Annotated in this window: 23 protein-coding genes; 3 read left to right on the top strand and 20 right to left on the bottom strand. The window is 74.9% G+C overall.

The window, feature by feature from the left end; translation table 11 throughout:
* Positions 1-110 precede the first annotated feature (110 nt).
* The 11 genes from VM636_RS23935 to VM636_RS23885 form a co-directional block, all read right to left on the bottom strand.
* The gene (locus tag VM636_RS23935; RefSeq protein WP_030417980.1) at positions 111-1,130 is read right to left on the bottom strand and encodes an ADP-ribosylglycohydrolase family protein; all 1,020 of its coding nucleotides are present in this window, start codon (positions 1,128-1,130) and stop codon (positions 111-113) included.
* Positions 1,127-1,846, bottom strand: a complete 720-nt coding sequence (locus VM636_RS23930) for an NUDIX domain-containing protein (protein ID WP_053913579.1) — start codon at positions 1,844-1,846, stop codon at positions 1,127-1,129. The genes VM636_RS23935 and VM636_RS23930 overlap by 4 nt, the downstream gene beginning before the upstream one ends.
* 62 nt (positions 1,847-1,908) lie before the next feature.
* On the bottom strand, positions 1,909-2,964 hold the full coding sequence (locus tag VM636_RS23925; protein ID WP_030417978.1) for a pseudouridine synthase: 1,056 nt from the start codon (positions 2,962-2,964) through the stop codon (positions 1,909-1,911).
* Complete coding sequence (gene scpB / locus VM636_RS23920) at positions 2,964-3,710, bottom strand: SMC-Scp complex subunit ScpB (protein ID WP_078855652.1); 747 nt, start codon at positions 3,708-3,710, stop codon at positions 2,964-2,966. Before scpB ends, VM636_RS23925 begins: the two co-directional genes overlap by 1 nt.
* 108 nt (positions 3,711-3,818) lie before the next feature.
* Positions 3,819-4,916: a segregation/condensation protein A gene (locus tag VM636_RS23915; RefSeq protein WP_338485643.1), complete on the bottom strand. Its 1,098-nt coding sequence runs from the start codon at positions 4,914-4,916 to the stop codon at positions 3,819-3,821.
* An 18-nt stretch (positions 4,917-4,934) separates the two neighbouring features.
* Positions 4,935-5,501, bottom strand: a complete 567-nt coding sequence (locus tag VM636_RS23910; protein WP_234312494.1) for a hypothetical protein — start codon at positions 5,499-5,501, stop codon at positions 4,935-4,937.
* Entirely contained in the window at positions 5,486-6,613 is a 1,128-nt protein-coding gene (locus VM636_RS23905) for a ParA family protein (RefSeq protein WP_078855651.1), read from the bottom strand. Before VM636_RS23905 ends, VM636_RS23910 begins: the two co-directional genes overlap by 16 nt.
* A gap of 422 nt (positions 6,614-7,035) precedes the next feature.
* A complete protein-coding gene (gene ald / locus VM636_RS23900; RefSeq protein ID WP_030417973.1) occupies positions 7,036-8,157 on the bottom strand; it encodes an alanine dehydrogenase in 1,122 nt (373 codons plus the stop codon).
* Positions 8,158-8,289: 132 nt separating this feature from the next.
* Entirely contained in the window at positions 8,290-10,317 is a 2,028-nt protein-coding gene (locus VM636_RS23895) for a tetratricopeptide repeat protein (protein WP_338485640.1), read from the bottom strand.
* Positions 10,318-10,507: 190 nt separating this feature from the next.
* Positions 10,508-11,134, bottom strand: coding sequence for an NUDIX hydrolase (locus tag VM636_RS23890; protein ID WP_030417971.1), 627 nt, complete (start codon positions 11,132-11,134; stop codon positions 10,508-10,510).
* Between the two features lie 90 nt (positions 11,135-11,224).
* A complete protein-coding gene (locus VM636_RS23885; protein WP_030417970.1) occupies positions 11,225-12,892 on the bottom strand; it encodes a CTP synthase in 1,668 nt (555 codons plus the stop codon).
* A gap of 538 nt (positions 12,893-13,430) precedes the next feature.
* On the opposite strand from VM636_RS23885, the gene VM636_RS23880 reads away from it, so the two are divergent.
* Both VM636_RS23880 and VM636_RS23875 read left to right on the top strand, forming a co-directional pair.
* Entirely contained in the window at positions 13,431-15,239 is a 1,809-nt protein-coding gene (locus VM636_RS23880) for a glycoside hydrolase family 15 protein (RefSeq protein WP_030417969.1), read from the top strand.
* Positions 15,240-15,336: 97 nt separating this feature from the next.
* Positions 15,337-16,971 carry a PucR family transcriptional regulator gene (locus tag VM636_RS23875; protein ID WP_338485637.1) on the top strand — a complete coding sequence of 545 codons (1,635 nt, stop codon included), beginning with the start codon at positions 15,337-15,339 and terminating at the stop codon, positions 16,969-16,971.
* 18 nt (positions 16,972-16,989) lie between these two features.
* Here VM636_RS23875 and VM636_RS23870 read toward each other — a convergent pair whose 3' ends face one another.
* The 6 genes from VM636_RS23870 to VM636_RS23845 form a co-directional block, all read right to left on the bottom strand.
* A complete protein-coding gene (locus tag VM636_RS23870) occupies positions 16,990-18,132 on the bottom strand; it encodes a glycosyltransferase family 4 protein (RefSeq protein ID WP_030417967.1) in 1,143 nt (380 codons plus the stop codon).
* A gap of 186 nt (positions 18,133-18,318) precedes the next feature.
* Positions 18,319-19,068 (bottom strand): hypothetical protein, encoded by a 750-nt coding sequence (locus tag VM636_RS23865; RefSeq protein ID WP_338486439.1) that lies wholly within the window; start codon positions 19,066-19,068, stop codon positions 18,319-18,321.
* Positions 19,069-19,103: 35 nt separating this feature from the next.
* A complete protein-coding gene (gene recN, locus VM636_RS23860; protein WP_338485635.1) occupies positions 19,104-20,846 on the bottom strand; it encodes a DNA repair protein RecN in 1,743 nt (580 codons plus the stop codon).
* A 90-nt stretch (positions 20,847-20,936) separates the two neighbouring features.
* Positions 20,937-21,842, bottom strand: coding sequence for an NAD kinase (locus VM636_RS23855; RefSeq protein ID WP_030417964.1), 906 nt, complete (start codon positions 21,840-21,842; stop codon positions 20,937-20,939).
* Positions 21,839-22,654, bottom strand: a complete 816-nt coding sequence (locus tag VM636_RS23850; RefSeq protein WP_030417963.1) for a hemolysin — start codon at positions 22,652-22,654, stop codon at positions 21,839-21,841. The genes VM636_RS23855 and VM636_RS23850 overlap by 4 nt, the downstream gene beginning before the upstream one ends.
* A 7-nt stretch (positions 22,655-22,661) precedes the next feature.
* The gene (locus VM636_RS23845; protein WP_338485632.1) at positions 22,662-23,018 is read right to left on the bottom strand and encodes a hypothetical protein; all 357 of its coding nucleotides are present in this window, start codon (positions 23,016-23,018) and stop codon (positions 22,662-22,664) included.
* Positions 23,019-23,060: 42 nt separating this feature from the next.
* Between VM636_RS23845 and VM636_RS23840 the strand changes: the two genes are divergently transcribed.
* Positions 23,061-23,408 carry a sterol-binding protein gene (locus VM636_RS23840; RefSeq protein WP_030417961.1) on the top strand — a complete coding sequence of 116 codons (348 nt, stop codon included), beginning with the start codon at positions 23,061-23,063 and terminating at the stop codon, positions 23,406-23,408.
* On the opposite strand, the gene VM636_RS23835 is transcribed toward VM636_RS23840, so the two are convergent.
* Genes VM636_RS23835 through VM636_RS23825 form a run of 3 tightly spaced genes read right to left on the bottom strand, consistent with a single transcriptional unit; the run spans position 23,392 to position 26,356 of the window.
* Positions 23,392-24,282, bottom strand: coding sequence for an ABC transporter ATP-binding protein (locus VM636_RS23835; RefSeq protein WP_030417960.1), 891 nt, complete (start codon positions 24,280-24,282; stop codon positions 23,392-23,394). The two genes, VM636_RS23840 and VM636_RS23835, sit on opposite strands and share 17 nt — an antisense overlap.
* Complete coding sequence (locus VM636_RS23830) at positions 24,279-25,316, bottom strand: iron chelate uptake ABC transporter family permease subunit (RefSeq protein WP_030417959.1); 1,038 nt, start codon at positions 25,314-25,316, stop codon at positions 24,279-24,281. Before VM636_RS23830 ends, VM636_RS23835 begins: the two co-directional genes overlap by 4 nt.
* A complete protein-coding gene (locus VM636_RS23825) occupies positions 25,313-26,356 on the bottom strand; it encodes an iron chelate uptake ABC transporter family permease subunit (protein WP_030417958.1) in 1,044 nt (347 codons plus the stop codon). Before VM636_RS23825 ends, VM636_RS23830 begins: the two co-directional genes overlap by 4 nt.
* Positions 26,357-26,374 lie beyond the last annotated feature (18 nt).

Below are 26,374 nucleotides of genomic sequence, written 5' to 3'. Positions count from 1 at the left end.
CTGAGACGCCCGCCCCGCCCCGGGGAGCGGACCGCGGTGGCGGGGTGCCGGGACATCCGGTCGGCCCGGCCCGGGGTGCCCACGTACGCTCCCGGCTTGCGCCCCGGATCTCAGGCGTCCCAGAGGGCGCCGAGGGCGAGCAGTTCCCCGCGGTGCTCGATGTGGTCGGTCCAGCTGGCGGGCCAGGCGTCGGCGCCGAGGTGGGCGCCCGCGAAGGCGCCGGCGAGGCAGGCGATGGAGTCGGAGTCGCCGGCCGTGCAGGCGGCCCGGCGCAGGGCGGTCAGCGGCTCGTCGGGGAAGAGCAGGAAGCAGAGCAGCCCGGCGGCCAGCGCCTCCTCGGCGATCCAGCCCTCGCCGACGGCGAGGCAGGGGTCGGTCTCGGGCGAGACGGTGCGCACCGCGGCTTGCAGCCGGTCGAGCATGGCCAGGCACTCGTCCCAGCCGCGGGTGACGAAGTGTCCGGGGCCGGGGTCCTCTGAGCGGGTCCACAGGTCGCCGAGCCAGCGCTCGTGGTAGAGGGTGCGGTTCTCCAGGGCGTGGGAGCGGAGCAGTCCGACCAGTCCGGTGGGCTCGGCGCCCTCGGCGAGCAGGCGGACGGCGTGCGCGGTGAGGTCGGAGGCGGCCAGCGCGGTGGGGTGGCCGTGGGTGAGGGCGGCCTGCAGTTGGGCGGCGCCCGAGCGTTCCTCGTCGTTCAGCCCGGGGACGAGGCCGACCGGGGCGACGCGCATGTTGGCGCCGCAGCCCTTGGAGTGGAGCTGGGAGGCGTCCTGCCAGGGGCGGTCCGGGCTCTCCAGGAGGTGGCAGGCCCGCAGGCAGGTGTGGCCCGGGGCGCGGTTGTTCTCGGGCGACCGGTACCAGTCGGTGAACTCCTCGCGCAGCGGACGCTCCAGCCGCCCGGGGCCGAGCGGGCCCCGCTCCGTCGCCGTGCGCAGGGCGCGGCCGAGGGCGAGGGTCATCTGGGTGTCGTCGGTGACGAACGCCGGCCGGGGCAGGTCCCTCTCCCGCCAGGGGCCGTGCGCGGCGAGGATCGAGGGGACGTCCTTGAACTCGGTGGGGAAGCCGAGCGCGTCCCCGAGGGCGAGTCCGGTGAGGGCTCCGGTGGCGGCGCGCTTGGCGGCGGTCCTGGTCATGCGGGGCGTCCTTCCCTGGGGGCGCGCGGCAGCGGCGGGTGGAGGGCGGTGGCGGGGCCCGCCCGGTAGAGGGCGGCCGGTTTGCCGCGTCCGCCGGTGAGGCGGGCACCGCCGGGGACCGGTTCGACGAAGCCGGGGGTGGCGAGGACCTTGCGGCGGAAGTTGGGCCGGTCCAGCACGGTGCCCCAGACGCTCTCGTAGACCTGCTGCAGCTCGCCGAGGGTGAACTCGGGCGGGCAGAAGGCGGTGGCCAGGCAGGTGGACTCCAGCCGGGCGCCGACGCGGTCGCGGGCGTCGGCCAGGATGCGGTCGTGGTCGAAGGCGAGTCCCGTCGCCCGCGCGTACGGCGTCCAGCGGGCCTCGGCGGCGTCGGTGCCGGCGCGGGGCTCGGGCGGGTCGGGCAGCAGGGCGGCGAAGGCGACGGAGACGACCCGCATCCGGGGGTCGCGGCCGGGTTCGCTGTAGGTGCGCACCTGCTCCAGGTGGAGCCCGCTCACGTCCGCCAGGCCGGTCTCCTCGGCCAGTTCGCGCCGGGCGGCCTCCTCGGCGGACTCCTCGGGCCGCAGGAAGCCGCCGGGCAGCGCCCAGCGGCCGGCCCAGGGCTCCTGCCCCCGCCGGATCAGCAGGACGTGCAGCGCGCCCGCGCGGAGCGTGAGCACGGCGAGGTCGACGGTGACGGCGAAGGGCTCGTAGGCGTGTTTGTCGTAGCCGTGCAGGACGGCCACCCCCTTAATAGTCAGGGCGACTATAAACGGGGGTGGCCGGTCGCGGCAAGCGCTTAGAGCTCGACCTCCCGCATCAGCATCCCGACCTCCGTGTTGGAGAGCCGGCGCAGCCAGCCGGACTTCTGGTCGCCCAGCGTGATCGGGCCGAAGGCGGTGCGCACCAGCCGGTCGACGGGGAAACCCGCCTCGGCGAGCATGCGCCGCACGATGTGCTTGCGGCCCTCGTGGAGGGTCACCTCGACCAGGTAGTTCCGCCCGGTCTGCTCGACCACGCGGAAGTGGTCGGCGCGCGCGTACCCGTCGTCGAGCTGGATGCCGTCCTTGAGGCGCTTGCCCAGGTCGCGCGGGATCGGGCCGACGATGTGCGCGAGGTAGGTCTTCTGCACCCCGTAGCGCGGGTGGGTCAGCCGGTGGGCCAGCTCACCGTGGTTGGTGAGCAGGATGACGCCCTCGGTCTCGGTGTCGAGCCGGCCGACGTGGAAGAGGCGGGTCTCCCGGTTGGTGACGTAGTCGCCGAGGCACTGGCGGCCCTCCGGGTCCTCCATGGTGGAGACGACGCCGGCCGGCTTGTTGAGCGAGAAGAACTGGTACGACTGGGTCGCCACGGTCAGGCCGTCGACCTTGACCTCGTCCTTCTCCGGGTCGACGCGGCGGCCCTGTTCGAGGACGATCTCGCCGTTGACCTCGACCCGGGCCTGTTCGATCAGTTCCTCGCAGGCCCGCCGCGATCCGTACCCGGCGCGGGCCAGCACCTTCTGCAGCCGCTCGCCCTCCTGCTCGGCGCCCGGGAAGGTCTTGGGAAGCCTGACCTCCTTCTTGCCGGCGTACCGCTCGCGGTTGCGCTCCTCGGTCCGCGTCTCGTACTCGCGGGAGCGGGCCGGGGCCGAGCGCCCGCGCTCCTGGGGCTTGCGCGGGCCGCCCTTGGCACCGCCGCGGGCCGTGGGGCCGCGCCCCGGTGCGGAGCCGCGGGGGGAGGCGTCGGGGCCGTCCTCGTAGCGGCGCTCCTCCGGGCGGGGCTTGCGGGGACGGCCCTGCCCCTGCTTCTGGTCCCTGTTGTTGCCGGCGCCGCGGTAGTTCCCGCGCCCGCCGCTCTTGCCGCTGCTTCGCATCACAGTTCCGTCGTCGTCGTGTTCGTCGTATGGGTCGTGCTCGCCGTGGGAGCGTCGTCCGCGTCGGGCGCGTCCGGGTCGAACGACGGAACGCCCTCCTGAGTCTCGGCCTCGATCGCGTCCGCCTCCGGGAGGAAGGGCGCGAGGTCCGGAAGTTCGTCCAGGCCGCGCAGGCCCATCCGCTCCAGGAAGTGGTTCGTCGTCACGTACAGGATCGCACCTGTTTCGGGTTCCGTGCCCGCCTCGGCCACCAGGCCCCGCTGGAGGAGGGTGCGCATCACGCCGTCGCAGTTCACGCCGCGCACGGCGGAGACCCGGGCGCGGCCGACCGGCTGGCGGTAGGCGACCACGGCGAGGGTCTCCAGCGCGGCCTGGGTGAGGCGGGCGTGCCGGCCGTCCAGGGCGAAGCCCTCGACGGCCGGGGCGTACGCGGGCCGGGTGGAGTAGCGCCAGCCGCCGGCGACGGCCCGCAGCTCGAAACCGCGCCCCTGGGCGGTGTACTCGGCGGCCAGTTCGCGCAGGGCGCGGGCGATGTCCCGCCGGGGCCGGCGCAGGACCCTGGCGAGGTGCTCCTCGGTGGCGGGTTCGTCGGCGACCATGAGGACGGCCTCGAGGGCGGGCCTGAGGTCCAGCGCGGCGACGGCGTCCGCGTCGTCGGGGCCGCCCGCCGTGCCCGGCGGGGCCGGGCGCCGTCGCTCCGGCTCCCCGGCCGCCCCTGCCGTCGCCCGGTCCGTCGCTCCCGCCATGCCGTCTCCTCTCCCGTGGTCTTCCCACGGCCCTCGGCCTTCCCACGGCCTTCCTCGGCCGCACCGCGGCTTCCCGTGGTCTCCTGTCGTCCCGCCGCCGCGGCGGCCCTAGACCGGCCGCGGCTCCCGCGCCGCCGCCCGTTCCCCCGCCGGCCGGTCGAACTCGTCGGTCACCGCCGGTCCGGCGTCCCCGGGCCCGCCGGTCCAGCGCACCCGCAGCTCGCCGAGGGCGCTCTCCTGCTCCAGTTCGACCGCCTTCTCCCGGTACAGCTCCAGCAGCGCCAGGAAGCGCGCCACGACGGTCAGGGTGTCCCCCGCGTCCGCCACCAGTTCCCGGAACCCGGCCTCGCCCAGCTCCCGCAGCCGCGCGACCACGACCCCGGCCTGCTCCCGCACGCTCACCAGCGGCGTGTGGAGGTGGTCGACGTGGACCCGCGGCTCGGGCCTCGGCCGCATCGCCCGGACCGCGAGCCGCGCGAAGCCCTCCGCGCCGAGGCCGATGACCACCTCGGGCAGCAGCTCGGCGTGGTGCGGCTCCAGCCCGACGGTGCGCGGGTGGCGCCGGGACTCGGCGTCCAGGCGCTCCCCGAAGATCTCCGCGATCCGCTTGTACGCGCGGTACTGGAGCAGCCGGGCGAAGAGCAGGTCACGGGCCTCCAGCAGCGCGAGGTCGGCCTCGTCCTCGACCTCGGCGGCGGGCAGCAGCCGGGCCGCCTTGAGGTCGAGCAGGGTGGCCGCGACGACCAGGAACTCGGTCGTCTCGTCGAGGTCCCGGTCCGGCCCCCTCGCCCGGATGTACGCCATGAACTCGTCGGTCACCTGGGAGAGGGCGACCTCGGTGACGTCCATCTTGTGCTTGGCGATGAGCTGGAGCAGCAGGTCGAAGGGGCCCTCGAAGTTGTCCAGCCGGACGGTGAAGCCCGCCTCGCCGTCCCCGGCCCCGGGTGACCCTGCCGGGCCCTCGGGCCCGGTCCGGTCCGGCGCACCGGTGGCCGCCGGGTGCGCCCCGGGGAGCCCGGGTGCCTCGCGCGGTCCGGGCTCGGGCGCCTCGGGTGCGCCGGGCGCCTCCTCCGGGGCCCCGGCCGGCCCCGCCCGTCCCGGTTCCGTGCCCGCGGGGGCGGGCGGGGGCGGGCCCCCGGGGCCCCCGCCCAGGGCGCGTCGGCGGCGGGCCGGGGCCCCGGGGCGGTGAGCGTCGTTCGAGGTCATGGCCTCCGCAGGCTACCGCTACCGCCCGCGCAGCCGGCGTACGAGGATGCTGGCGTCCCCGCGGGTCTCCAGGTCGGCGAGGACCACGGCGACGGCCTCGCGGACGATCCGGCCGCGGTCGACGGCCAGCCCGTGCTCGCCCCGGAGCACCAGGCGGGCGTGCTCCAGGTCCATCAGCTCCTCGGCGGAGACGTAGACGGTGATCTTCTCGTCGTGCCGTTCCCGGCCGCTCGGCCGGCGGGCGGCCGGGCGGGTGCGCTTGCGGGGCGCGGCGGGAGAACCTTCCTGCATCGCCGGTCCGGGGACCGACCGCCGGGCGGGGCGCTCGCCGGTGCGGCTGCGCGACTCGCCGGCCGCGTCCGGTTCCGCGTCGGCCGCGGCGTGTTCCGTGCCCTCGCCGTCCCCGGCCTGGGCGGGCACCGACTGGGGTGCGTCCTCGGCGGCCGACGGGTCGCTCTCCCCGGCCGGCCCGGGTACCCGGGCGTCGCCGCCGGCCGGCCGTCGCGGGGTGGACGCCTGGAGCGCCGTTCCCCCTGTCGTGCGGAAGAGTTCGTCGGCACCGGGCAGACTCACTCGGCGTGACACCGGGCGAGCACCTCCCTGGCGAGCTGGCGGTAGGCGGCGGCACCGACGGAGTTGGACGCGTAGGTGGTGATCGGCTCACCGGCGACCGTGGTCTCCGGGAAGCGGACCGTGCGGCCGATGACCGTGTGGTAGACGTGGTCGTCGAACGCCTCGACGACCCGCGCGAGCACCTCGCGGCTGTGCACGGTGCGCGAGTCGTACATGGTGGCGAGGATGCCGTCGAGCTCCAGGTCGGGGTTGAGCCGCTCCTGGACCTTCTCGATGGTCTCGGTGAGCAGGGCCACGCCGCGCAGCGCGAAGAACTCGCACTCCAGCGGCACGATCACCTTGTGCGCGGCGGTCAGGGCGTTGACCGTGAGCAGGCCGAGCGAGGGCTGGCAGTCGATGACGATGTAGTCGTAGTCGTCCAGCAGCGGCTTCAGCGCGCGCTGGAGCGTGGACTCGCGGGCGACCTCGCTGACGAGCTGCACCTCGGCCGCCGACAGGTCGATGTTGCTGGGCAGCAGGTCCATGTTGGGGACCGCGGTCTTCAGCAGCACCTCGTCGGCCGCCATGCCCCGCTCCATGAGCAGGTTGTAGACGGTGAGGTCGAGTTCCATGGGGTTGACGCCGAGGCCGACCGAGAGGGCGCCCTGCGGGTCGAAGTCGACGAGCAGCACCCGGCGGCCGTACTCGGCCAGCGCGGCGCCCAGGTTGATGGTCGACGTGGTCTTGCCGACGCCGCCCTTCTGGTTGCACATCGCGATGATCTTCGCCGGGCCGTGGTCGGGCAGCGGGCCCGGGATCGGGAAGTAGGGCAGCGGACGTCCGGTCGGGCCGATGCGCTCACGGCGCTGGCGGGCCGCGTCGGGCGCCAGCGTGGCCGCGTACTCGGGGTCGGGCTCGTACTCCGCGTCCGGGTCGTAGAAGTGACCTTCGGGCAGTTCGTCGTAATCGGCGAAGTGGTTGCGGGGCGTGCCACTTCCGTTGCCGGCCATGGCGTTCACGTGTTGGCCATCCATGCTCTGGTGTGCTGTCTGAGGTGCCTGCGGGCTCTGGTGGGCTGCGAAGGTGCGTACAGCGACGGAGCCGACAGCCTCCAGACGCCCGGGGCCGTGGGACCGTACGGACATTCCTGGTTGACCACCCCCGGGAGTAAATGTCGACTCATTCACAAGTCGTCTTACCTCCTTGGGGACCAGGGAACTTCTAGACAGGTCAGCGTGGCACCATGCCGACGGTTGGCGACTCTATGGCGTGTCGGCCGTCCGCAGCAACACAATCCGCCGGACCCGGCCGGATGTGTCGGCAATGAAACATCCCCCTGTCAAGGGCGTACGGCCGTCGCACCGCAGGTTTCACCGGGAGGCGAAAGGTACGAAGGGTGACCTTCGAGGCGAGTTGACCGAGAACCGCAAAGTGACCATACACACACCCGGCCGGACCTTGTCGACAAGGTCCGGCCGGGTGAACGAGGTTGACGCGCGTGGTTGACGTATCGCCTTGGTCACCGGGTGACTTGGGGACACGGCGCCGGGAACCGGCGGCCCGGGGCTCAGACCGGGAGCGTGTCCGGGTCGGCGCACTCCAGGCCGTGGGCCTGCGCAACCTGCGGATGAACCACCTTGCCGGCGTGGACGTTGAGGCCCTTGGCGAGCGCCGGGTCGCGGCGCGTCGCCTCGGCCCAGCCGAGGTCGGCGAGTTGCACGAGGTAGGGCAGCGTGGCGTTGGTGAGCGCGTAGGTGGAGGTGTTCGGCACCGCGCCGGGCATGTTGGCGACGCAGTAGAAGACCGACTCGTGGACGCGGAAGGTCGGTTCGGCGTGCGTGGTCGGCCGGGAGTCCTCGAAGCAGCCGCCCTGGTCGATGGCGATGTCGACAAGGACACTTCCGGGCTTCATACGGGACACCAGTTCGTTGGTGACCAGCGTGGGCGCCTTGGCCCCCGGGATGAGCACGGCGCCGATCACGAGGTCGGCCTCCAGGCACGCCCTCTCCAGCTCGAAGGCGTTGGAGACGACGGTCTGGACGGCCGGGCCGAAGATCCGGTCGGCCTCCCTGAGCTTGTCGATGTCGGTGTCGAGCAGGGTCACGTGGAAACCGAGCCCGATGGCGACCGTCGCCGCGTTCCAGCCGGAGACCCCCGCGCCGACGACCACGGCGCGGCCGGCGCGCACCCCGGGCACCCCGCCGGGGAGCACGCCGCGCCCGCCGTTGGCGCGCAGCAGCTGGTAGGCGCCGACCTGCGGGGCGAGCCGGCCCGCGACCTCGGACATCGGGGCGAGCAACGGCAGCGTGCGGCGGGCCAGTTCGACCGTCTCGTAGGCGATGGCGGTGGTGCCGGCGGCCAGCAGCGCGTCCGTGCACTCGCGGGAGGCGGCGAGGTGGAGGTAGGTGAAGAGGGTCTGGCCCCGGCGCAGGTGGCGGTACTCCCCGGGGACGGGTTCCTTGACCTTCAGCACCAGGTCGGCGGCCCACACCTCGTCGGGGGTGTCGAGTATCCGCGCGCCGGCCGCGAGGTACTCCGCGTCCGGGATGGAGGAGCCGACGCCCGCCTCGCGCTCGACGACGACCTCGTGACCACGGCGTGCCAGTTCGTGGACTCCGGCAGGGGTGATGGCCACCCGGAACTCGTTGTTCTTGACCTCGCGGGGAATGCCGACCTTCACGGGGATCACGGTCCTTGGCTCAGGGAATGGGATGATCAAGGCCATACCCGTTCAGGAACGGGCACGCCCGGAACGCCGCCGAACAGGAAGCGACAGAACCAGTCTAATGAAGGCGTTCCCACGATCGAGCCTTTCAAAGCATCAATTTTTACTCGGAAGACCGATAGATTCGCAGGAATCCAATGCGTCTTCCCTCAGCATGCGCTCGGCGGTGGCGCGGTGCAGCCCCGCCGCGGCGGGGTCCCCGAGCCGGTCCAGGGTGTCGGCGAGCCTGAGGTGCAGCGCCGCCTGCAAGCGGGCGTCCCCGGCCCGGCGGGCCCACTCGACGGCCTCCTGGCAGGTGCGCAGCGACTCCTCGGGGCGGCCCGCGTACTCCTGGACCCGGGCCAGTTCGCTCAGCGCCCGCGCGTGCGCGGGGACGTCGCCCGCCCTGCGGTGCCCGGCGACCGCCGCGCGCCAGTTGCGCAGCGCCTCGCCGTAGCGGCCGGCGTAGGTGTGGGCGGTGGCGGTCCGGCCGTAGAGGCGGGCGGCATCGGCGCCCTCGTCGCGGGCCAGCCGCTGGGCCAGGGCCCGGCCGAACCAGTCGGCGGCCCGGTCGTAGTCCCCCAGCTCCAGGTGGGCGCCGCCCACCGACTCCATCGCCCGCGCCACCGCGTACGGGTCCTCCGCCTCGCGTCCGGCGTCCAGCGCGGCCCGGTAGCGCACCAGGGCCTCGGCGGTGCGGCCGGTGCGGGCGTCCAGGTCGGCGAGGTTCAGCAGGGCCGCCGCCTTCTCGCGGGGCAGGTGCTGCCGCTCGGCCACGTCGAGGACGAGGCGGTGGATGCCGTAGAGGTCGGGGGCGGCGGCCTGGGTGCCGAAGTGGGCGACCATCGCCCGCACCAACTGGGACATCAGCCGGCGGGCGAGGGTGTCCAGCTCCCCGTCGGCGACGGCGAGCCGGGCGGCGGCCAGCAGGGCGGGCCGGCGGGCGCGCAGCCAGTCGGCGGCGGCACGCGGCCCGGGGAAGCGCAGGGCGCGGGGCGTGCCGAGGAGCCGTTCGCGGGCCTGCGGGCAGTCGGTCTCGGTGATGGTCCGGCAGGACTGGAGCAGCCGCACCGTCCGTTCCAGCATGCGCGCGCGGGCGAGCTGGAGTTCGGCGGGCCGCTCCTGGTCGTCGGCGCAGGCCCGCAGCAGGGGGTGCAGGCAGCCGGGGACCTCGTACTGGGGCAGCGGGGAGCCGGCCGCGCGCAGCAGGCCGAGGGTGACGAAGTCGTCCAGGGTGGTGCGGGCGACGGTGACCGAGCAGCCGGCCAGGGCGGACGCGGTGTGCGGGTCGACCAGCCCGGCCGGGGCCAGCGAGAGCAGGCGCAGCAGCCGGGCGGCGGGGGCGGGCAGGGAGGTGTGCACGAGGCGGAAGACGCGGGCGAGGGGGTCCGCGGCGGCGTCCTCGGCCTGGAGCTGCTGGGCGAGGTCGGCGACGGTGGCCTGCGGACGGGCGGCGAGCCAGCCGCCGGCCAGGGTCAGCGCGGCGGGCTGGGCCTGGCAGATCTCGACCAGGTGCTCGGCGGCCCGGGGGTCGACGGTGACGCGGACCGAGCCGGTGTGCCGGGAGAGCAGTTCCACCGCCGACGGGGTGTCCAGTCCCCCGAGGGTGCAGGGGCGGACGTCGGCGATACCGGTCAGGGGTCCCTCGGCCACGGCGACGACCAGGCAGTCGGGGGTGTCCGGCAGGAGCGCGTCCACCTGCTCGGCGTCGGCCGCGTCGTCGAGCAGGAGCAGGGCCTTGCGGCCGGCGAGGGCGGTGCGCAGTTCCTCGGTGAGGTCGTCCTCCCCGGCGCCGGGCGGGGCGGGCAGGTCCAGTTCGGTGAGCAGGTCGCGGGCGAGCCGGGCGACGGGTACGCGCGTGCCGTCCGGTTCGCCGAGCCGGGCGCGCAGCACACCGTCGGGGTAGCGGGCGGCGACCCGGGCGACGAGTTCGTCGGCGAGCGCGGAGCGTCCCGAGCCGGGCCGGCCCGCGACGAGCAGCACGCGCGCGCGGGGGGCCTTGCGGCCGGAGAGGGTGTCGAGTCCGGCGCGCTCGATGTCGGCGCGCAGCTCCTTCAACTCCCTGACCCGGCCGAGGAATCGACGCTTGTCCAGCGTGTCGTCCGCCAGCCGCACGCCGTCCGTGTCCACCGCCTGATCCGTCACGGGCACTCCCGATCCCACCGCACGCCGGCGCCCGCCGGAACTCCGGTTCGGGCGTTTCCCGAGCCTAGTTCACGCTCCGCCACCTCCCGGGCGGAGCGCGACGGCCACATCCCTCGATCGGATCAACATATGGTCACACCGCAGGACGTGGTGAACGGGCGGGAGGCGTCCGCCCGGCGGACCGTCGGGTTCAGGCCACGAAGGGACGCGCCGGCCAGGGCGCGAGCGCCGGGCGCAGCGCGTCCAGCCCCTCGCCCGACTCGGCGGCGACCAGCGCGAGCACGCCCACGACGAGGCAGTTGTTGTGCAGGTCGCCCGCGAGGACGCCCCGGACGAGGTCCGCGACGGGCACCCGGGCCACCTCCATGTCGGCCTCCTCGTGCTCGACCGCGAACCGCTCGCCCCCGGCCTCCCGCAGGTCGCGGGCGAGGAAGATCCGCACGGCCTCGTCGCAGCCGCCGGGGGTGGTGTACACGTCGGTGAGGACCCGCCAGTCCCCCGCCTCGACGTGCGCCTCCTCGTACAGCTCGCGCCGGGCGGCGTGCAGCGGGTTCTCGCCGGGCACGTCGAGCAGGCCGGCCGGGATCTCCCACAGCCGCGCGCGCACGGGGTGGCGGTACTGCCGCACGACCAGCACCCGGCCCTCCCCGTCGAGGGCGAGCACGGCCACCGAACCGGGGTGGACCTGGTAGTCGCGGGTGGCCTCGGAACCGTCGGGCATGACCACCCGGTCCGTGCGCACGGAGGTCTTGGCGCCCTCGAAGGGGGTCGTCGTCGCCCGGATCTCCCACTCCTCGGGAGTGTCCTCGATGGTCATGCCCTGTCCTTCCAGCCGTGCCGGCGTGCGCGAAGAGGCCGGGCCGCACGTCTTCCGGACGCGCGCCCCGGCCACCGTACAACCGTCGTGCTACTTCGCCGTCTTCCGCTCGACGGCGGCCTTGACCAGCCCGGCGAAGAGCGGGTGCGGGCGGGTCGGGCGCGAACGCAGCTCCGGGTGGGCCTGCGTGGCGACCAGGTAGGGGTGGACGTCGCGGGGGTACTCGACGTACTCGACGAGCTTGCCGTCCGGGGAGGTGCCCGAGAAGACGATGCCCGCCTTCTTCTCCAGCTCCGCGCGGTAGGCGTTGTTCACCTCGTAGCGGTGGCGGTGGCGCTCCTCGACGTACTCCTTGCCGTCGTGGACCTCGCGCACGATCGAGCCCTCGGCCAGCTTGGCCGGATACATGCCGAGCCGCATCGTGCCGCCCAGGTCGCCCTCACCGGCCACGATGTCCAGTTGCTCGGCCATGGTGGAGACCACGGGGTGGGCGGTGGCCGGGTCGAACTCGGTGGAGTTGGCGTCCTGGATGCCGGCCAGGTTGCGCGCGGCCTCGACCACGATGCACTGCAGGCCCAGGCAGAGCCCGAGCAGCGGGATCCGGTTCTCGCGGGCGTAGCGGATCGCGCCGACCTTGCCGAGCACGCCGCGGTCGCCGAAACCGCCCGGGATGCAGACCGCGTCGACATCGCCGAGCTGGGCCTCGGCACCGGCCGGGGTCTTGCAGTCGTCCGAGGTGACCCACTTGATCTTCACGCGGGCCCGGTTGGCGAAACCGCCGGCGCGCAGCGCCTCGGTGACCGACAGGTAGGCGTCGGGCAGGTCGACGTACTTGCCGACCAGGGCGAGGGTGACCTCGTGGTCGGGGTTGTGGACGCGGTCCAGCAGGTCGTCCCAGGTCCGCCAGTCCACGTCGCGGAAGGGCAGGTCCAGCTTGCGCACCACGTAGGCGTCGAGGCCCTCGGTGTGGATGACCTTGGGGATGTCGTAGATCGAGCGGGCGTCGGGGCAGGCCACCACGGCGTCCTCGTCGACGTCGCACATCAGGGAGATCTTGCGCTTGATCGCGGTCGGCACCTCGCGGTCGCAGCGCAGCACGATCGCGTCCGGCTGGATGCCGATGTTGCGCAGCGCGGCCACCGAGTGCTGGGTGGGCTTGGTCTTCAGCTCGCCCGAGGGGCCGATGTAGGGCAGCAGGGAGATGTGGACCACGAAGACGTTGTCGCGGCCGACCTCGTGGCGGACCTGGCGGACGGTCTCCAGGAAGGGCAGCGACTCGATGTCGCCGACGGTGCCGCCGACCTCGGTGATCACGACGTCCACCTCGTCCGTCGCCATGCGGCGGATGCGGTGCTTGATCTCGTTGGTGATGTGCGGGATGACCTGGACCGTGTCGCCCAGGTACTCGCCGCGCCGCTCCTTGGCGATCACGGTGGAGTAGACCTGGCCGGTGGTGACGTTGGCGGAGCCGTCGAGGTCGCGGTCGAGGAAGCGCTCGTAGTGGCCGATGTCCAGGTCCGTCTCGGCGCCGTCGTTGGTGACGAACACCTCACCGTGCTGGAAGGGGTTCATCGTGCCCGGGTCCACGTTGAGGTACGGGTCGAGCTTCTGCATCACGACGCGCAGACCCCGGGCCTTGAGCAGCATGCCCAGGCTGGAGGCCGTGAGCCCCTTGCCGAGGGAGGAGGCCACACCCCCGGTGACGAAGATGTGCTTGGTCGTCGTGGCGGTGCTGTTCCGGAAAACAGAGGGCGGCATGGCCAAGAGGGGGCTCCCGTGGTCGCGGTCTGGGGTGCGCTGTGGACGTCCTGCCCGGTCGTCCGGGTGACGCCGGCGGCGCCGTCGCTGCGGTTCCGGGGTTTGTCTCCCACCGGTCCACGGGCTACCAGCGTATCAGCGCCCGGAGGGCCCGGCTCCCGGGCTCACTCCGCGTACGCTCCGCGCATGCGCCGCCACGGACCCGCGCGGGCTTCGCGGCGTCCAACCGGCGATCACTCGTTCGGTGGACCCGGGTTGCCGAGACCGGGCCACAGATCATCTAAGTGCGTCGTATCCTGCTCGGACGTTCGCTGCCGAGCAGGCCGGAGACACGGCACCACCCCCCGCCCCCGTCCCCACCGGAACAACAAGAGCTCGTCGGCTCGTTGAGCAACAATTGTCGTTTGGGCAACAGCGTTTGGCTTTCGGGCCGGACGACTGCTTTGCTTCGCCTTTCAACGACGCATGACATACCCCCTTGACCGCACCAGCGACCGCCCCCTCGTGGGGTGACGTGGCCGTTCGACTGGAGTTGCACGTGGCCGGGCGCATCGAAGACTACGCACTCATCGGAGACATGCAGACCGCAGCCCTGGTCTGCCGGGACGGCACAGTCGACTGGCTGTGCCTGCCCCGCTTCGACTCACATGCCATCTTCGCCGGCCTGCTGGGCACCGAGGAGCACGGCTTCTGGCGGCTGGGCCCCGCCTTCGCCGCCGGCGCGCAACCACCGGCCGCGACCAGGCGCGGGTACCGCGGCGACTCCCTGATCCTGGAGTCCGAGTGGGACACCCCCGACGGCACGGTCCGCGTGACCGATTTCATGCCGCCCCGGGACGGCGCCCCCCAGCTCATCCGGATCGTGGAGGGCGTCTCCGGCCGGGTCCCGATGTGCTCGGAGCTGCGGATGCGCTTCAGCTACGGCCGGATCGTGCCCTGGGTGCGCAAGCACGAGGGCCGCACCGTCGCCGTCGCCGGCCCCGACTCCGTGTGGTTCGACACGTCCGCCGAGACCTACGGCAAGGACCTCACCACCTACGCGGACTTCACCGTGGCGGCCGGCGAGCGCCTCTCCTTCACCATCTCCTGGGAGCCCTCGCACAAGGAGCCGCCCGCGCTGCCCGAGCCGGAGCAGTCGCTGGAGGCCACCGAGGAGTTCTGGCGCGAGTGGGTCGAGCACTGTACGTACCACGGCCCCTACCGGGAGGCCGTGATCCGCTCGCTGATCACGCTCAAGGCCCTCACCTACGCCCCCACCGGCGGCATCGTCGCCGCGCCGACCACCTCCCTGCCGGAGGACGTCGGCGGCGTCCGCAACTGGGACTACCGCTACACCTGGCTCCGCGACGCGGCCATCACCCTGTCCTCGCTGCTGCGCACCGGCTACCGCGAGGAGGCCCGCGCCTGGCGCGAGTGGCTGCTGCGCGCGGTGGCCGGCGACCCGGAGAACCTCCAGATCATGTACGGCATCGCCGGTGAGCGCGAGCTGGGCGAGGCCGAGCTGGACTGGCTGCCCGGCTACGAGGGCTCCGTCCCCGTCCGGGTCGGCAACGGCGCCGCCCACCAGCTTCAGCTCGACGTCTACGGCGAGGTCACCGAGGCCCTCCACCTGGCCCACATGACCGGCCTCGCCCGCAACGACTACGCCTCGGTGCTCCAGATCAAGCTGATCCGCTACCTGGAGGACCACTGGCAGGAGCCCGACGAGGGCATCTGGGAGGTGCGCGGCCCGCGCCGCCACTTCGTGCACTCCAAGGTGATGGCCTGGGTCGCCGTCGACCGCACCATCAAGCTCATCGAGTCCGGGGACGCCGAGGGCCCGCTGGAGCGCTGGAAGCGGCTGCGCGACGACATCCACCGGGACGTGTGCGAGAAGGGGTACGACAAGGAGCGCAACACCTTCACCCAGTCCTACGGCTCCAAGGAACTGGACGCCTCGCTGCTGCTCATCCCCCAGATGGGCTTCCTGCCGCCGGACGACAAGCGCGTCATCGGCACCATCGAGGCGATCCAGCGCGAGCTGTCCACCTCGGACGGCTTCATCCTGCGCTACCCGACCGACGGGGACGGCGAGGACGTCGGCCTGGACGGCCTCCCCGGCGACGAGGGCGCCTTCCTGGCCTGCTCGTTCTGGATGGCCGACGACCTGGCGATGATCGGCCGCGTCGACGAGGCCCGCAAGCTCTTCGAGCGGCTGCTCGCCCTCCGCAACGACCTCGGCCTGCTCGCCGAGGAGTGGGACCCGCGCCTGCAGCGCCAGGTCGGGAACTTCCCGCAGGCCTTCAGCCACGTCCCGCTGATCGACACCGCCCTGCGCCTCACCGCCAGCGGCGCCTACGCCGGCTGACCCGGGGAAACGCCGGGGGGAGGGCATCCGTGCCCGCCCCGGCGTCCCCGGCCGCCGGTGGGTGTGGCCGGGGCGGGCTCCGAGGTAGCGTCCGGACATGGACACCCTCCGCGCACCCCGGCCCACGGGGATCACCCTCCGGCGCGCCCTGGAACTCCCGGGGCTGCGCGGCGGCCTGCCCGAGATCCTCGCCGGGGCCGACCGGCTGGACCGCGTCGTGCGCTGGGTCCACGCCGGCGAGGTGCCGAACATCGCCTCGCTGCTCAAGGGCGGCGAACTGCTGCTGACCACGGGCTACGGGCTCGGCACCCGCCCCGCCGAGCAGCGGGCCTTCGTGCGCACCCTGGCCGAGCGGGACATCACGGCGCTCGTGGTGGAACTCGGCCCGCGCTTCGCCCGGCTCCCGGCGGCGCTCGTCGACACCGCCCGCTCGGCCGGGCTGCCGCTGGTCCAGCTCCACCGCGAGGTCCCCTTCGTGACCGTCACCGAGGAGATCCACACCGAGATCGTCAACGGCCACTACGCGCTGCTCCAGCGGGCCGAGGAGGTGCACCGGCGCTGCACCGAGGCGCTGCTCGGCGGCGGCGGGGTGCCGCAGGTGCTGACCATCCTGGCCGCCTTCGCCGACAACCCGGTCTTCCTGGAGACCACCGACGGACGGCTCCTCTACGCCGCCGGTGCCGGGCCCGAGGGCGCCGATCCGCTCCAGGTCTGGGAGGGGCTGCGCGGCCAGCACAAGGAGGCGGGGCCCCCGGCGGGCTCGGTCCTGGTCGACGTGCCCGGCGGCGGGCAGGGCACCGGGTCGGTGCGCGCCCGGCTCGTGCTGCTTCCGGTGCGGTCCCCGCTGGAGCCGGTGCACAGGATGGCGGCGGAGCGGACGGCGGGCATCCTCGCGGTGGTGCTGATGCAGGCCCGCCAGGAGGAGGAACTGGCGGCGCGGGGACGGGGCGACTTCCTCACGGACCTGGCGGAGGGCCGGGTCACCGCCGAGGACGCCCCGGCGCAGGCGCGGGTGCTCGGCTTCAAGCCGGGCTCGGGCCCGCTGCTGCCGGTGGTGATGCGGCTCGGCGACCCGCTCTCCCCGTCCGGGGGCGGCTGGGCGGTGCTGGCCCGGGCGGTCACCGAGGAACTGGCGTCGGTCGGCGTCCCGGCGCTGCTCGGGGTGCGGCCGGTGGAGGGGCGGGTGCCGCTGCTGCTGGGCCTGCGCGCGGAGGCGGAACGCGCGACGGTGGCCGACCGGGTGGCGGCGGCGCTGCGGGCGGGCGTGGAGCGGGCCGGGATGCGGCGGCCGGAGTCGCGGCCGCCGGTCGTGGTCGTCGGGGTGCCCGGCGGCTGGGCGGCGGCGTCGGCCGGGCTGCGGCACGCGGCGGAGACGGCGACCGCGGCCCAGGGGCTGGACGACCGGCCCTGGTACGACGCCCGGCGGCTCGACATCGACCTGCTGCTGTGGCGGCTGCGCGACCACCCGGACCTGGCCGCGTTCGTGGAGCGCGCGATCGGTCCGCTCCAGGAGCACGACCGCCGGTCCCGGCCGCCGCTGCTGCCGACGCTCCAGTCCTACCTGGCGCACGCGGGCCGCAAGGCGGAGACCGCCCGCGAACTCCACCTCAACCGGCAGACGCTCTACAACCGGCTGGCCCGCATCGGCGACCTGCTCGGCACCGACCTGGACGATCCGCAGACGGTACTGGCGCTCAGCCTCGCGCTGCGGGCCCGGCGCCACGTGCCCTGACCCTGCGGCGGCCGGGCGTCACAGGAACGGCTGGGGCAGGGTCAGCTCGTCGTAGACGCTGAGGACCTGGGCGACCGTCTCATCCTCGGTCGGCCAGGTGGCCGCCTGCCGCACGCCCCGGTCCACGAGCCGGCGGCGCCGGTCCGGGTCCGCCAGCAGCCCGGCGACGGCGTCGGCGAGCGCGTCCCCGTCCCCCCGCGGGACGAGGGCGGCGGCGTCGCCGACGAGTTCCGGGATGGCCCCGGCGTCGCTGGCGACCAGCGGCACGCGCGCGTGCAGGGCCTCCTGGGCGAGCGGGGCGCGGCCCGGCTCCCGGTGGCTGGGCAGCAGGGCGAGGTCGGCGGCGGCCAGCAGGTCCGGGACGTCGTCGCGCGGGCCGACGAGGGTGACCGGCAGTTCCTCGTCCTCGATCCGCCCCTGCAACGCGGCGCGCAGCGGCCCCTCCCCGGCCACGACGACCAGCGGTTCCGGGTCGAGGCGGCGCCAGTGGCGGGCGGCGTCGAGCAGGACGTCGTAGCCCCGGTGCTCCTCCAGGGGGCCCGCCGCGAGGAGCAAGGGGCGTCCGGTGGCGCCGAGTTCGGCACGGATCTTGGCCCGCGCCTGGTCGGGGTCGGCCGCATCGGCGGTGGGCCGGGGCCGGGCGGGCAGGGCGACCGGGCCGAGCCGGGCGTCCCGGGCGCCGGTGCGCCGGGCGCGGTCGACCAGCGCGGAGGTGGCGCCGAGCACCACGGAGGCCGTCCGCGTCACCCGGCGCTCCAGCAGCCGCAGCAGGTGCGCGCGGGCACCCTCGGCGTGGGCGCGGTCGTGCCAGGTGACGACGAGCGGGGTGCTCCGCCCGCCGAGGGCCAGCACGGTACGGAAGGAGGCGTGCAGTCCGTGGGCGTGCACCAGGTCGGCGCCCGCGCTGACCGCCCGCAGCACGGCCAGGGCGCCGGGGTCGGTGCTGCGCGGCACGGCGGCGTGGACGGCGCCCACCCCGGTGAAGTCGTGGGTGCACTCGGCCTCGGCGGGGGCGCACACCGTGACTTTCACGCCCCGTGCGACGAGCCCCGCGGCCAGGGACCGCACGTGCCCGGCGCCGCCGGCGTTGCCGGCGCCCAGCACCTGCACGACGTGCAGCGGCGACCGGCCGTGCGGTGAGAGGCTGCTGACGGGGGTCACCTGACCGGGGCTCCTGGTTCACTGTCGAACGGCTTCGAAGGGCGCCCAGGGGGCGGGGGCGGAGCGGAAACGCGCACCGTCGCCTGGCCGTCACTCCGTCAAGGATGCCAGCACGTACGGGTGTTCCGGGAACGACGAATGCTTTCGGCATGCCACCGGCGGGGCAACACGACAGCACGGATTCACTCACGCGAGTGAACGCGCCCAGGTGCTCACCCGCTCCCCGCACACCGCGGCGGCCACCACGGCCGCGGCGTGGGCGGCCAGACCCGCCCGGCCGCTCCCGGCGGCGACCGCGACACCCAGGGCCGCGCCCAGCGCGTGCGCCCCGGTGTCGCCGAGCATCGTCCGCCCGGCGGCGTCGCCGGGGAGGACGGCCAGGGCGGCCCCAGCCGCGGCGGAGGCGGCCCGCTCGCCGGGTCCCCCGCGCCACACTCCCGGCGCGGCGAGCACGAGGACGGTCCCGGCGGCCCGCCCGGGGCGCACGTCGACGAGGTTGACGAAGTGCGCCGCCCCCGCGATGACGACACCCGCCAGTACCCGGTCCACCGGCCGCTCCCGCAGCGCCGCCCCGGCGGCGAGCCCCGCCGCGGAGATCCCGAACAGCTTCACCGCCCCGCTGGTCACCTCGCCCGCGCCCAGCGCCGACAGATGGGCGCGGAAGCCGCGCCGCGGGTCCCCGGCCCCGGCGACGTCGTCGTAGGCGCCCAGGGCTCCGGCGGCCAGCACCACGAGCCCCGCGGCGGGACCCGCCCCTGCGGCGACCAGGGCCGCCGCGCCGGCCGCGGCGGGCCCGGTGTGGAGGCCGACGGTCCGCCCGGCGAAGTTGGTCCGCTCCCAGAGCCGGCGCCCGCCCGGCCGCGTGACGCGCAGCGCGGCCGCCCCGGCCCGGGTGAGCGCGGCGGCCACGAGCACTCCGGCGCCGGCCCGCCCCATCCGCCGGGCCCGTCCGGTCCGCCCGTACGGCACCGCTACGCGTCCGCCCGCGCGGCGGCGAGCAGTTCCTCGGCGTGGGCCCGCGCCGTCTCGGAGTCCTCCTGTCCGGCGAGCATCCGCGACAGCTCCCGGACGCGCTCCTCGCCCTCCAGGACCTTGACCCCGGACCGCGTCACCGAGCCGTCGTCCGTCTTCTCCACGAGCAACTGCCGGTCGGCGAAGGCCGCCACCTGCGGCAGGTGCGTGACCACCACGACCTGCGCGGTCCGCGCCAGCCGCGCCAGCCGGCGCCCGATCTCCACCGCGGCCTTGCCGCCGACCCCCGCGTCGACCTCGTCGAACAGGTACGTCGGCACCGGGTCCGTGCCCGCGAAGACCACCTCGACGGCGAGCATCACCCGCGACAGCTCACCGCCGGAGGCGCCCTTGGCGATGGGCCGGGGCGGCGCCCCCGGGTGGGGGGCGAGCAGCAGTTCGACCTCGTCGGCACCCGAGGGGCCGTAGGCGACGGCGCGCCCGCCGACCTCGACGCCCTCCGGGTCCTCGGTCTGCCGGATGGCGAAGGACACGCGGGCGTGCGGCATGGCCAGCGAGGCCAGTTCGGCGGTGACCGCCCCGGCGAACCGCTCGGCGGCCTCCGTGCGCGCGTCGGTCAGCGCCTGCGCCAGCCCGCCCAGCTCGGCCCGCAGCGCGTCCCGCTCGGCGGTCAGCTCGCCGGTCCGCTCGTCGTCGCCGTCCAGCTCGGTCAGCCGCGCGGCGCCCGTCTCGGCCCACTCCAGCACCGCGGCGACGTCCTCGCCGTACTTGCGGGTGAGCGCGGTGAGCGCGGCCCGGCGTTCCTCGACCGCCGCCAGCCGCAGCGGGTCGGCGTCCAGGTCGTCGGCGTACCCCGCGAGTTCCCCGGCCACGTCGCCGAGCAGGATGCCGATCTCGCCGATCCGCTCGGCGAGGGCGGACAGCGCGGGGTCGTGGGACCGCACCGCGTCCAGGGCGCGCCGGGCGCCCGCCACGAGGGTCGAGGCGTCGACGCCCTCCGGGTCCTCCGGGTCGGCGGCGAGCGCCGCGTGGGCGACGGTGGCGGCGGAGGCCAGCGCCTCGGCGTGCCCGAGCCGCTCCGCCTCCTCCGCCAGCTCCCGGTCCTCGCCGGGGCGCGGTGCGACGGCGGCGATCTCGTCGAGGCCGTAGCGCAGCAGATCGGCCTCCTGGGCCCGTTCCCGGGCCCGGGTGGTGATCTCCTCCAGCTCGCCGGCGACGGCCCGCAGCCGGCGGTACGCCTCGGTGTACCGGGCCAGGGGACCGGCCACGGCCTCGCCCGCGTACCGGTCGAGGGCCTGCCGCTGCCGGGCCGGTTTGAGCAGCCCCTGCTGGTCGGTCTGCCCGTGCACGGCCACCAGTTCGTCGGCCAGCTCGGCGAGCACCCCGACCGGCACCGACCGGCCGCCCAGGTGGGCCCGGGACCGGCCCTCGGCGGAGACGGTACGGCTGATCAGCAGCGCCCCGTCGTCCAGCTCGGCACCGGCCTCCTCGGCCCGCGCCGCCGCCGAGGCCGCCTCGGGCACGGCGATCCGCCCCTCGACGACCGCGTTCCTCGCGCCGATCCGCACCAGCGCCGGGTCCGCGCGTCCACCGAGCAGCAGCCCCAGGCTGGTGACCACCATGGTCTTGCCCGCGCCCGTCTCACCCGTGACGGCGGTGAACCCCGGCGACAGCTCCACGACGGCGTCGTCGATGACTCCCAGTGACCGTATCCGCATCTCCTCCAGCACGTCCCAGACCATACGAGGTTTTCCCCGTGCCGTGCGACGCGGCCCGCCCCCGCGGGGGAGCGCCGGGCCGTCACACCGCGTCGTGGTCCGCGCCGGGGCCGCCTACTGCGGCGCGCCGCGCCACCCGGAGACCGGCAGCGCGAACTTGGCCACCAGCCGGTCCGTGAAGGAGGCGTGGTGCAGCCGGGCCAGCCGTACCGGCACCGCGCCGCGCCGCACCTCGACCCGCGCGCCCGGCGGCAGTTCGACCGTGCGCCGCCCGTCGCACCAGAGCACGCCCGGCGGCACGTGGGGCAGCACCTCCACGGCCAGCACCGAGTCGGGCGAGGTCACCAGCGGCTTGGCGAACAGGGCGTGCGCGCTGATCGGCACCATCAGCAGCGCCTCCACCTCGGGCCACACCACCGGCCCGCCCGCGGAGAACGCGTACGCCGTGGAGCCGGTGGGCGTGGACAGGACGATGCCGTCGCAGCCGAACCCGGTCACCGGCCGCCCGTCGATCTCCAGCACGACCTCCAGCATCCGCTCGGCGGACACCTTCTGCACGGCCGCCTCGTTGAGCGCCCAGTCGGTGTGCACGATGTCGCCGTTGCGGTGCACGACGACGTCGACGGTCATCCGCTCCTCGACGTCGTAGGCCCGTTTCACCACCCGGTCGACGACCTTGTCGAGGTCGTCGCGTTCGGCCTCGGCGAGGAAGCCGACCCGGCCGAGGTTGACGCCGAGCATCGGCACCCCGGAGGCGCGGGCGAACTCGGCGCCGCGCAGCAGCGTGCCGTCACCGCCCAGCACGATCAGCAGTTCGCAGCCGTCCAGGCACTGGGGCGTGGCCTCCCGGACCAGCTCCACCTCCTCGGGCAGCGGCAGGTCGCGGGCCTCGGCCTCCAGGACGCGCACGCCGAGCCCGGCGAGCAGCAGCCCTTTGACGACGAGTTCCGCGCTGCGCACGGCGGCCGGGCGCCCGGTGTGGGCGAGCAGGAAAACAGTACGAGCTGGATTCGGTCTCAACGCGGCCCCTCCGCCACTGCACGGTCGACGTCGGCCGGGTCCAGCGGGTCTGCCCCGGCCCGCAGCCACAGGAAGTACTCGACGTTCCCGGAGGGCCCCGGCAGCGGACTGGCGGTGACCCCCTTCACCCCGAGCCCCAGTTCCCCGGCCCGGCGGGCGACCCCGCACACGGCCTCGGCCCGCAACTGCGCACTGCGCACCACTCCCCCGCTGCCGAGGCGTTCCCTGCCCACCTCGAACTGCGGTTTCACCATCATCACCAGGTCGGCGTCCGGTCGCGTGCACCGCACCAGGGCGGGCAGCACCAGTCCGAGCGGGATGAAGGACAGATCCCCCACCACCAGGTCCACGGGCTCCCCATCGATCGCCTCGGTCGTCAACTCACGTACGTTTGTACGGTCCTTGACGGTGACGCGTTCATCCTGCCGCAGAGACCAGGCGAGTTGTCCGTACCCGACGTCCACGGCGACGACGTGGGCGGCCCCGGCGCGCAGCAGGACGTCGGTGAAGCCGCCGGTGGAGGCACCCGCGTCGAGCGCGCGCCGGCCCTCGACGACCAGCCCGCGCGGCCGGAAGGCGGCGAGGGCGCCGGCCAGCTTGTGGCCGCCGCGCGAGACGTAGTCGGGATCGCCGTCGTCGGCGGTGACGACGATGGCCGCGGCGGTCTCCACCTGGGTGGCGGGCTTGGTCGCGACGGTCTTGCCGACGGCGACCCGGCCGGCGGCGATCAACTGGCTCGCGTGCTCGCGCGAGCGCGCGAGTCCGCGGCGGACCAGTTCCGCGTCGAGACGGCGGCGTGCGACTCCTGCCACGTTCGGTTCAGCTCCCTTGTGCGTACGGCGGTCCCGGGGCGGGCCCGGCGGGGCCCGGCCGGGGGGTGGTGGTCGGTCGGGGCGCGGGAGACGGCGGGCCCGGACGGGTGTCGAGCGCGGCGAGCGCCTCGCGCAGGCCCCGGTGCACATCCTCGTACACCTCGACGTGTCCCTCGGTGGCGAGGTGGTCGGCGTCGGCCAGCCGCCGCAGCCGGTCGTCCACCGCGGCGTGGCCGGTGGGGGTGCGCGGCACGCCCAGCGGGGCGGGTGCGGCGGGCTCCCGCCCGTCCGCCCCGCCGTCTGTCCCGGGTGGCCGGCCGGGCGGGTCTGCGGGGCCCTCCGGCACGGCGGCTGCGTCGCTCATGCCCCGACGCTACCGCGAACCCCTGGGGTACCGTCGTGCGCGATGGCCACGATCGAGGAGTGCCGCGCCGCGCTGGAACGGCTCGCCGGGAACATGGGCGGCGCCGACGGCGACGTGCGGGCCGCCGCCGGGCCGGCCCGCACGGTGAGCTGCCACGTCACCGACCTGGACGTCACCTTCGCGGGCCGGATGGCCGACGGCCGGATCGAGGTGCGCGAGACCCTGCCGGGACCGCCGCGCGAGCGGGCGCGGATCCGGCTGGCGATGACCGGAGACGATCTGGTCGCCCTGGTCGACGGCGAGCTGGAGTTCGCCCGCGCCTGGGGCTCGGGCCGGGTCAAGCTGGAGGCGGGCCTGCGCGATCTGCTCCGGCTCAGGAAGCTCCTGTAGCGGCGGCTCCCCCGGCCGCTCCGGCAGCGGCGGCTCCCCCGGCGAGGCGGGCCCCGCGTGCCGCCGGGACCACCAGCGGCGTCCCCGTCTCCGGGTCGTCGATCACCTGGCAGCGCAGCCCGAAGACCTCCTCGACCAGCGCGGCCGTGACGATGTCGCGGGGCGCGCCCCGGGCGACGACCCGCCCGTCCCTGAGCGCGATCAGGTGGGTCGCGTAGCGCGCGGCGTGGTTGAGGTCGTGCAGGACGGCGACGAGGGTGCGGCCCCGCTCCTCGTGGAGTTCGGCGCACAGGTCGAGCACGTCGATCTGGTGCTGGATGTCCAGGTAGGTCGTCGGCTCGTCGAGCAGGAGCAGCGGGGTCTGCTGGGCGAGCGCCATGGCGATCCACACCCGCTGACGCTGGCCGCCGGAGAGTTCGTCGACGTGCCGGTCGGCGAGTTCGCCGACGCGGGTGCGGTCCATCGCCTCCCGGACGACCCGCTCGTCCTCGGCGGACCACTGGCGCAGCAGGCCCTGGTGCGGGTACCGGCCGCGGGCGACGAGGTCGGCGACGGTGATGCCGTCGGGCGCGAGGGAGGACTGGGGCAGCAGGCCGAGGGTGCGGGCGACCTGCCGGGCCGGCAGCGACTGAATGACCTGCCCGTCGAGCAGCACCCGGCCCTCGCTGGGCCGCAGCATCCTCGCCAGCGCCCGCAGCAGGGTCGACTTGCCGCACGCGTTCGGGCCGACGATCACCGTGAAGGAGTGGTCGGGTATCGCCACCGACAGCCGCTCGGCGATGACGCGCTGGTCGTAGGCGAGGGTGACGCCCTCGGCGGAAAGTCGGTCCACGGTGCTCCTCGGGTTGTGCGGTCCGCCCGCGCCGGCGCTCATATCCGGCCCGCCCGGCGCTCGGTGACCAGCAGCCACAGCAGGTAGGCGCCGCCGAGGACGCCGGTGACGACGCCGACCGGCAACCGCTCGGCGCCGAAGGCGCGCTGCGCGATCCAGTCGGCGGTGACGAGCAGCGCCGCGCCCATGCACAGGGACGGCAGCAGGTGGGGCCCGGTGGCGCGGGTCAGGCGCCGGGCGAGCCGCGGGGCGGTGAGCGCGACGAAGGCGACCGGCCCCGCGGCGGCGGTGGCGGAAGCGGTGAGCAGGACGGCGGCCACCAGCAGCAGCGTCCGTGCCCGCTCCACCCGTACCCCGAGGGCGTGCGCGGCGTCCTCGCCCATCTCCATCGCCCTGAGCGCCCGTCCGCCGGCGAGCACCGGCGGCACGAGGACGGCGCACAGCGCGAACAGCGGCCCGACCTGCGCCCAGTCACGGCCGTCGAGGGACCCGGTCATCCAGACCACCGCGCGGGCCGCGTCGACGATGTCGGACCGGGTCAGGAGGTAGCCGTTGACGGCGGTGACGATCGCCGAGACGCCGATGCCGACCAGGACCAGCCGGTACCCGTGCACGCCCCGCTTCCAGGCGAGCAGGTGGATGGCGAGCCCGGTGACCAGTCCCCCGGCCAGCGCCCCGAAGGCGACCTGGGCGGCGCCGCCGGAGAAGAACACGATCACGACGAGCGCGCCGGCCGCCGCGCCCTGTCCGAGCCCGAGCACGTCGGGGCTGCCCAGCGGGTTGCGGGAGACGGCCTGGAAGACGGCACCGGCGATACCGAGCGCCGCGCCGGCCAGCAGCGCGACCAGGACCCGCGGCAGCCGCAGTTCCCACACGACGAACCGCCGGCCGGCCCCGCCCTCGCCGGCCAGCGTCCGCAGCACGTCGGCGGCCGGCAGGGGGAAGTCCCCGGTGCCGACGAGCAGGACGCTCACGGCGAGCGCGGCGGCCGCCAGCAAGGCGACGACGACGGCGGTACGGACGTCGAGGCACAGGGAGAGTCCACCGGGGCCGCGCACGACGCGCCGGGCCCTCACAGCGTCACCGTCCTGCGGCGCCGGACGAGGTGGAGGAAGACCGGGCCGCCGAGGACGGCGGTGACGATGCCGACCTGGAGTTCCGAGGGCCGGACGACGATCCGGCCCAGCACGTCCGCGCCGAGCAGCAGCACCGGCGCGAGGAGCGCCGCGTACGGCAGGATCCAGCGCAGGTCCGGCCCGGTGAAGGAGCGGACGGCGTGCGGCACCATCAGCCCGACGAACACGATCGGCCCGCAGGCCGCGGTCGCCGCCCCGCACAGCACGGTCGCGGCCAGCATGGCCAGGCCCCGGGTGCGGTTCGGGTGGGCACCGAGGGCGCGGGCGGTGTCGTCGCCCATCTCCAGGGCGTTGAGCGGCCGGGCCAGGGCCAGCGCGAGGACCGTGCCCACCACGAAGAACGGCAGCACCTCCACGATCGTCCGCCCGGTCGCCGCCGAGAGCGAGCCGACCGTCCAGAACCGCATCCGGGCCAGCGCCGCCTCGTCCATGATCATGACGGCCTGGAGGTAGCCGAAGAGCACCGCCCCGATCGCGGTGCCGGCCAGCACCAGCCGCACCGGAGTGACGCCCCGCCCGCCGCCCAGGAACCAGACCAGCGCGCCGACCGCCGCCGCGCCGAGGAAGGCGAACCAGACATAGCCGCCCGGCGAGGTGACGCCGAGGAAGGTGATGGCCGTGACGACCGCGGCGCAGGCACCGGCGTTGATGCCGAGCAGGCCGGGATCGGCCAGCGGGTTGCGGGTGAGCGCCTGGAGGACGCCGCCGGCCAGGCCGAGCGCGGAACCGGCGAGCAGCCCGAGCACGGTCCGCGACAGCCGCTCGCCCACCACGGCGTCGCCGTAGGTGCCCGTGTCCTGGAACAGTCCGTGCCACACCTGCGCCGGCGACAGGTCCTTGGCACCGACCATGACGCTCGCCACGGCGAGGAGCGCCAGCAGCACGACGCAGACGGGGAGCCCGGCGGCACGCACGGCCCGCCGCCCGGACGGAGCGGGAGCGGCCGGCGCACGCTCGGCGGAGGAGAGATCGACCAACACCAGGTTAGGTTAACCTAA

The sequence above is a fragment of the Streptomyces sp. SCSIO 75703 genome (assembly GCF_036607905.1).
Lineage (GTDB): Bacteria > Actinomycetota > Actinomycetes > Streptomycetales > Streptomycetaceae > Streptomyces.
Note: the sequence above shows the minus strand (reverse complement) of the source record. Positions and strands in the feature narration are given on the sequence as shown.

Bases quoted from the DNA above. Each gene is read 5' to 3' on its own strand.
- VM636_RS23935 (WP_030417980.1), bottom strand. From the start codon at position 1,130: ATGACCAGGACCGCCGCCAAGCGCGCCGCCACCGGAGCCCTCACCGGA.
- VM636_RS23925 (WP_030417978.1), bottom strand. From the start codon at position 2,964: ATGCGAAGCAGCGGCAAGAGCGGCGGGCGCGGGAACTACCGCGGCGCC.
- scpB (WP_078855652.1), bottom strand. From the start codon at position 3,710: ATGGCGGGAGCGACGGACCGGGCGACGGCAGGGGCGGCCGGGGAGCCG.
- VM636_RS23915 (WP_338485643.1), bottom strand. From the start codon at position 4,916: ATGACCTCGAACGACGCTCACCGCCCCGGGGCCCCGGCCCGCCGCCGA.
- VM636_RS23905 (WP_078855651.1), bottom strand. From the start codon at position 6,613: ATGTCCGTACGGTCCCACGGCCCCGGGCGTCTGGAGGCTGTCGGCTCC.
- VM636_RS23890 (WP_030417971.1), bottom strand. From the start codon at position 11,134: ATGACCATCGAGGACACTCCCGAGGAGTGGGAGATCCGGGCGACGACG.
- VM636_RS23885 (WP_030417970.1), bottom strand. From the start codon at position 12,892: ATGCCGCCCTCTGTTTTCCGGAACAGCACCGCCACGACGACCAAGCAC.
- VM636_RS23875 (WP_338485637.1), top strand. From the start codon at position 15,337: ATGGACACCCTCCGCGCACCCCGGCCCACGGGGATCACCCTCCGGCGC.
- VM636_RS23865 (WP_338486439.1), bottom strand. From the start codon at position 19,068: ATGGGGCGGGCCGGCGCCGGAGTGCTCGTGGCCGCCGCGCTCACCCGG.
- recN (WP_338485635.1), bottom strand. From the start codon at position 20,846: ATGGTCTGGGACGTGCTGGAGGAGATGCGGATACGGTCACTGGGAGTC.
- VM636_RS23845 (WP_338485632.1), bottom strand. From the start codon at position 23,018: ATGAGCGACGCAGCCGCCGTGCCGGAGGGCCCCGCAGACCCGCCCGGC.
- VM636_RS23840 (WP_030417961.1), top strand. From the start codon at position 23,061: ATGGCCACGATCGAGGAGTGCCGCGCCGCGCTGGAACGGCTCGCCGGG.
- VM636_RS23835 (WP_030417960.1), bottom strand. From the start codon at position 24,282: ATGAGCGCCGGCGCGGGCGGACCGCACAACCCGAGGAGCACCGTGGAC.